Below are 6,456 nucleotides of genomic sequence, written 5' to 3' on the forward strand. Positions count from 1 at the left end.
GCGGCCACTCTTAGCGCCGCTTGGGCCTTCCCAGACGGTCGGGCCTGGGTGACGCGCATCGGCGATTGCCGGGCTTACCACTATCACCAGGGCGGTCTGCGGCGGGTGGCCGAAGACCAAACCTATGCCAGTCTACCGGCGGAGGTGCGTCCCGCACACATGCCTTTGGATAACCCTTCCAATATGGTCGGCAATGGCACCATGGGTCGCGCTGACTTCTTCGCGCTGTCGCTGGTGCCGGGCGACATTCTGCTGCTGTGCTCGGACGGTTTGCATCATTTCGTCAACGACGCCGACATCGCCACACAATGCGCATTGGCGGGGGGAGATACCCTAGTGCGGGCTCTGATCGCGTTGGCGCTCGCGGCCGGCGGTGACGACGACATCGCGGTTCTGGTCCTGACCAGACGCGTCATGGCGTTGCCGTAGAACGCTCGCGCGCATTACTTTTAGTAAAAAATAATTACGACAGGCTATCAAGTCCATACAAAAGTATTGGTATCATTTAACCATGGCCATGATAAGGGAAAATGATGGCGCAAAAAAATATTCAACGGTGGAGTCGCAACTTACTCGCTTGGCATATTTGGGCGGCATATGGCGTGGGTTACCTGGCCCTAATGTTGGTCATATTTGCTTATCTCGTTCCAAAAGGAGCGCATTACTGGATCAAAGACGCGGTAGGAATTTGGACCACTATGTCAATAGTACTTTCCATTCAAACTGCGCTGTATTTTGAGAGACGCCTCTATGGCAAGGAGCGCTTCTGGGTATACGACTTTCAAATGCGCATGATCTCGTTGATCCCGTGGCTGTTAGTGGTAGGTTTTCCGCTCGGTACAGGCCTAATCCTAACCATACAAGCGTATCCGCAAACATTGCGATCGGGAAATTTTATTCCAGACGGCTATGATCCCGAAGCACGAAAGACCGCGGCACTCGATGCCCTGTATTCGTTTCGGGTGAATTCGTGGGCGCCGTATGGCGTCGATCTGCGTCTTGCCGACGACGCCGTTGTCGTTGGTAATACTGCGCGCATTTATGTTAAAAGTGAGCGCAACGGTTATTTGACCATGTTTTCGACCAGTCCGAATCATAGTGGAAGTCTCGTGATCGGCCTCGAAAATCAGCCCGTGGCAGCTTCCAAGGGAGCACACTTTGAGGCCCGAATGCCCATCTCGACGACGCACCAAGCGACGTCGAGGCTTCACATTCTGGCCGTGGTGACAAGTGTTCCCGTTGGCTGGGGCCCGATCGCCGAAACCGGCCCGGGCGATGAGAAGATGTCCGCTCCACCAAAGCGTATGTTGGTTATGCCCTTTCGCCACACCTCGGATGTTGCTTCTCACTTCTGGTGCGTGCGTTCGAATGACGACTCGAGCACTGGTTCCGCACCCGCGACAGTTGATTCATCTAGGCGCAGCGCGTGTGAAACGGCGGCGCGCGATTACGCTGTGTCGGATGTCGTCAGAATTGAGCGAGGCCGCTAGCTGCGGTCATTGTCGACGATCACCATGCCATGGTTGCCGACTCGCCGATGATGTGATATCTCCACAACTGTCACATGATCAAACGGTAGTGTGGCTAGTGGAAAAGCTTGTATTTTTAATAAAACCAGACTCACCAATTTCACGAAAAGGAAGCCATCATGTCTCATGTAAGCGCCACCAGCGATTGGCACACCGCCGAACAATATGTAAAACGTTGGCAGGCTATCCAGGACGAGGAGGCGCGCGAGGAGGCGCGCCAGTTGGCCGCCGTGCATGTGCACGGCGCCATGTTACGTGATGCGATGGGCATCGTATTCAATCGGTCCGATAAACACAGGTGCGATCGGATCGATCTGGCGAACACAATGGTCCTGTCCGTCATGTCGAAGCAACCTTTTACGCTCATGATCAAGTCCCACGATCCAAACATGGTGGGCGGGGCTTCCCTGCGTACCTGGTTGACGCGGCGCTTGATTTGGAAACTTTACGACTACATGCGCACTGACGGGGCACGTTTCCTGCGGGAACTGGATACGGATTTTGACCCGGAAGTGTTCGAATCCGACGCCCAAGGGCCGGAAGAGCAGTGCGCCAGCGACCAGATGGTCGACCGCGTCTGGGCCGCCATCGATTCCGAACTAACCATCAAAGAAAAAAACGTTATTATTCTGCATATGAAAGGCTTTAACAACTCCGATGGTGCGGCAATAATGGAGATTTCATTGGCATCTTATAAACGCTTTAAGCAGAGTGGCTTGCTGAAGCTAGAGCAGGCCTTAACACCGAAGCCGGTCCGGGAGCCGGCCGCCCCCATCAATCCTGGCAGCCCAGGCGTAGCGTGACCCGCTCGGCCGAACTGCCGACGATCAGGAAGGCGATGCCGTTGTCGTCGAACCAGCGCGCCAGGTCCGCATGCCCGGCCTGGCGCGCAAGTGCCAGCGGGACCTCGACCCGCACATAGCCGAGCCGCTGGCGCCCCGCTTCGCGGAAGCGGAATTCCGTCAAGCGGTCGCGTGTTTCGGCCGCGACCGAGCGCCAGTCGCCGTAGGCCAGCAGTTCGATCGAATTAGTCATGGTGAGTCTCCTTGGGATGTTCTGCGGTGGCGCGACTGGCTTGAAGATAGCGCATCACCAATTCCGCAGCGATATTTGGGCTGCCCTTGTCGTACTGTGAATCGATCGTGTCTCCGCGATAGTTTCGCTCTACCAGCGCGACCACTACCTTGTCCCAGCGCCCATCCGTTGCGCGGCCGCTCTTGACGAGGGCCGCGTACCATTTGTACGGCGACATGGAACAGTGTGCATTCTCGCTCCGAAGACTGGCTAATTGCCGTGTTGCAACCCGTGCCGGGAGCGCGCGCATGGCGCGGACCACATCCGCGCAGTGGCTGACGCGTTCCTGGTGGGTGAATTTATCGTGTTTGAACACCGGGGTCCCGGTTTTTCCCGCCAACCAGTCGATGCGACTGCAGGTGGCCCTGTTAAAGACCGCCAAACAAGCCGAGAAGGCCGTACCGTCTTTCTGCTGTCCCGCGCGCCTCGGGCTGTGCGTCAGTTGCAAGCCTACGAGAATGGCCACTGCGTCGGTTTGGCTCACCGCCAGCGTTTTAGGCGGCGCCGGATCGAGCTTGCCAGCGCCCGAACGCACGGCGCGCAGCAGATGCGGCGCATGTGCCGCCGTGTCGCCGTTGGCCGCAGCACCCAGCTTGAGCATCATGTTGCCGATGCCGACCGACGTGGCAATACTGTCGCCCTGCCCCCAAAATTCCTTGACAAGGTCGGCGATCCGCTCCCCGTTGCATGTGCTCCAGCCGTCATCAGAGCATAGTCGCAGCAGGTGCGCATTGACGGGCTGGCGCAAGGACATGGGCGTCCAGCGCAGAGTGGGCTTGCCACCGGTGACGCCGGCCACCGCTTCGAGCGTACGGAACAGGCGTGGACTGTTGGCCGTCATGACATCGGTGCCAAGGCCCAGCAACAGGCCGAACCTGCCGCTCGAATAGCCGAGATCACGGGCCGCCGCCTCCAGATAGGCGACGCGGCCGCAGTCACCAGCGAACTGGCGATCCTTACACAGCAGGAGGTCGATCAGTTTCGGAGTGTCCGACTCCATCAACACTTGGTTCAGCCAGTTGCGGTCCAACTCACGGCCTTCGGCCCGCAAGGCACGCAGCAGTGCCAGGGCCAGGACGGGCTTGACCATACTGCCCGGCATGGCCTCCGCGTGAATGGCGTGATTCGCTAGCCGGCGGCTCCGGGCGGCAATTTGCGGTGGCAACATCGGGCAGTTCGGCGCACGCGCCTCGCCACCATGGAACGCCGCAAAACACCGGCTGCGGCCCGAGGCGATCATTTCGATGTTGCCGCTCGCTAGATCGATCTGAATCAGTCCGGCCATGCGAAACGCCGCCCCTTCGAGCATCGACGCCCAGCGCGAAGGATCGATCCCGGCGCGCTCGCAATCGGCGTGGCTGCCCGCCATGCACGCGACGATGGCTTGTCCGTTGGCTTGGGCCAGCGGATCCAATCCGAGTTCCACATCATCGCCACGCGGCAACGGCCCGCGGGCCGTGGCCACCAGTACGTGTCCGCGCGCCTCGCCGACGAATGGCGGCGCGGCCAACCAGGGCTGAAGGTGCGTCAAAACTTCGTGCATGTCCGGCGGCGTTGCCGTTACCGCCGAGACAATGGCGGTACGGCCGAGCGCGTCTTTCTGGCAGGCGATCTGAACGCCTGATGCCGTCGGCCAATACGCTAGTGATTCCGCGTTTGCACCTACGAAAACGCAGCCAGGCAAACCGTTCCATGGGTTCATCCTTCCATCGTGCGCGCCCTTCATCACGATCTGCTGGCCTTGCCAGTGCGCCACCAACAAGGCGAGGCCACCAGTGGCGGCAATGGCGCCGAGCACGGCGCGATGTGTTGAGATGGTTACTTTCATGTCAGGCATCCTTGTTAAGTGAGAGTCCGATCAGGGCGGCGGAGACGATGAAAGAGGTTTTGCCGAACGCCATGATGGGGAAGGTAATTCCCGTCAAAACGACTGCGCCCATCGCGCCGAGACAGGTATAGAAAAGCTGGGTCAAGGTGATCGTGACAAAGATCGCGACCACCCAGTAGGCAAACAACTGGTGCGCGTCCGTGGGCTTGGCCGGCAGCATCGCGACCAGCCAGAGCGCCATCGCGCCGACCAGCGCGCCGCTGGCGACGGCGCCATGGGCACCGTAGAGCGCCAGGTAAAAATAGTCCGACTGAATCTGCTTGGCGATGCCGCAAGCGTCCGACGCCTCCAGACTGGCCAGGGTTCCGCACCACGGCACGCGTCCCAGTCCGTGGCCCGTCAACGCCGGCGTGCCGTGGCTGAACCAGCGCAATTCGGACAGAAACTGGAGTGTGCCGGTGAATTCGTGCCGCATAGCGAACAGGCGGGCCGCGAAGCGTGCCGACCAGTCGCCGCCGAATACCAGCAACAACTGGTTGACAGCGACCAGTCCGGCCAGACCGACGACTATGCCCAGCCCGGTGGCATATTTCCATTTGCGACACAACAGCGCCACGACGCTCCCGCACAGGGCTGCGCCGGACAGCCCGACCAGCAGCAACTGCCCCTTGTCGTCGGTACCGAGCAGGCCAGTCGCGATCGCGCCAACCGCGCTCAAACCGAGCACGGTGGCGCGCACCCAGTGGCCCGGCGCATCGCCCCAGCGGCAGATCAGCCAAGCGCCCATCAGGTACGCCGGCACCCTGAGCAACTCGGACGTCAGGGCCGGCGCGCTCCGGCCGAATAACTGCACCAACCCGGCGCTCCACAACAGATTGAGCGTGAGCAGCAACACTAGCGGCATGTGGCGGCGCCACACCCCTGCCTTCTCATGAGCGATACCGTCGATTCGGGCCATCAGGCGGGTCGCCCATGCGAACAAGCTCGGCTTGACCCCTGCCATCAAGCAGCAGGCTGCAAGTCCCAAGCAGATGGCGTCGAACTGGCCGTTGGCGAGGAAGCGGAACTTGAAGTGTCCACGCGCAGAATAGTCGAGCAAGGTCAGCCAGCCGATGCCCGCAAATAACAACAGCCCCGACGCCAAGCAAGGGTTTCCGGCCGTCTGGCGTGGCTGCCGGTGGATGCCGTGGCGCGCCGCCCAAGGTGTACTCAGCAGTGCGCCGCCGGCCAGCCAGAGCCAGCGGCGGCCGTCGGTCTCTGGATTCAAAGCATGCGCTGCAAGAGCCCATACCAGCAGGTTGGCGCACACGATCAGGCCGGGCGCCAGCGCGTAGCGGCCGAGGTTGAGGCTGATGAATAGCGCCAGTGCCAGCATGCCCCATGCGAATGCCGCGTGCGCGCTCAGCCACATCGCCTGTCGCGCCGCCGCGTCGTGCTGGCCGCCGAGGTCGGCCAAGTAGCGGCCGTTCAGGCCGGCGATCAGTTCCCGCAGCGCCAACGGTGTTGCCAGGTATGCCAGCAGCAGCCACACGAGGACCAGGCCGAGCGCCTCAATCAGCGGATATTTTACGAGCTGGTTCATGACATGCTTTCGACTGACTGGGAATGACGGGATATACGCGCGACCGGGCCGGGTAGGCTCACCTGCCCGCCGACAGGCTGAGCCTTAATACAGACCTGGCCCGTATATCTGTCAGCGAGCAGGAAGTACCCCCACCCAAAGGAGCCTGTCATGAACTATGAAAAAAAACCGCAGCAATTCTTCGGCGCCGGCGTCTTGCCGCCCCGTTCACAGGTCGCCATCGACATCGATATCCGCCCGCAGTCGCGCCCGCGCGCCGAGATCGTGCCAAAGGCCCTGACCAAGGCCCTATCCGACCTGATCTTCCACCAGGTGGGTCCACTGGCGGTCTACGCGCCCAAGACCCGGTTCCAGTTGCACCAGGTTCGTCTGTTGATGACTCCGGAAAACATGGCGCTGGTGGGCGATCTGGCGGCAATGCCGCGCACCATCCGCAACGATGT

Annotated in this window: 7 protein-coding genes; 4 read left to right on the top strand and 3 right to left on the bottom strand. The window is 60.8% G+C overall.

All coding sequences use genetic code 11. The features are described from left to right. From C7C56_RS08610 to C7C56_RS08615, 3 genes are all read left to right on the top strand, one after another. On the top strand, positions 1-429 hold a 429-nt coding region (locus tag C7C56_RS08610), incomplete at its 5' end, for a PP2C family protein-serine/threonine phosphatase (RefSeq protein WP_219933126.1). 101 nt (positions 430-530) lie between these two features. Further along, positions 531-1,490: a hypothetical protein gene (locus C7C56_RS28040; RefSeq protein ID WP_146204356.1), complete on the top strand. Its 960-nt coding sequence runs from the start codon at positions 531-533 to the stop codon at positions 1,488-1,490. 158 nt (positions 1,491-1,648) lie between these two features. Continuing rightward, a complete protein-coding gene (locus C7C56_RS08615) occupies positions 1,649-2,332 on the top strand; it encodes a sigma-70 family RNA polymerase sigma factor (protein WP_106757029.1) in 684 nt (227 codons plus the stop codon). Here the strand turns inward: C7C56_RS08615 and C7C56_RS08620 are convergent. From C7C56_RS08620 to C7C56_RS08630, 3 genes are read right to left on the bottom strand one after another with little or no spacing between them, the layout of a single operon-like run. After that, a complete protein-coding gene (locus C7C56_RS08620; RefSeq protein ID WP_106757030.1) occupies positions 2,304-2,564 on the bottom strand; it encodes a hypothetical protein in 261 nt (86 codons plus the stop codon). The two genes, C7C56_RS08615 and C7C56_RS08620, sit on opposite strands and share 29 nt — an antisense overlap. Then, positions 2,557-4,431 carry a hypothetical protein gene (locus tag C7C56_RS08625; protein ID WP_146204357.1) on the bottom strand — a complete coding sequence of 625 codons (1,875 nt, stop codon included), beginning with the start codon at positions 4,429-4,431 and terminating at the stop codon, positions 2,557-2,559. Before C7C56_RS08625 ends, C7C56_RS08620 begins: the two co-directional genes overlap by 8 nt. 1 nt (position 4,432) lies before the next feature. Beyond that, positions 4,433-6,013 (bottom strand): hypothetical protein, encoded by a 1,581-nt coding sequence (locus C7C56_RS08630; protein WP_106757032.1) that lies wholly within the window; start codon positions 6,011-6,013, stop codon positions 4,433-4,435. Positions 6,014-6,163: 150 nt separating this feature from the next. Here C7C56_RS08630 and C7C56_RS08635 point away from each other — a divergent pair. Beyond that, positions 6,164-6,456, top strand: a 293-nt coding sequence (locus C7C56_RS08635) for a hypothetical protein (RefSeq protein WP_146204358.1), incomplete at its 3' end; no start/stop codon positions are given.

This window comes from Massilia glaciei, from assembly GCF_003011895.2.
GTDB classification, from domain to species: domain Bacteria; phylum Pseudomonadota; class Gammaproteobacteria; order Burkholderiales; family Burkholderiaceae_D; genus Telluria_A; species Telluria_A glaciei.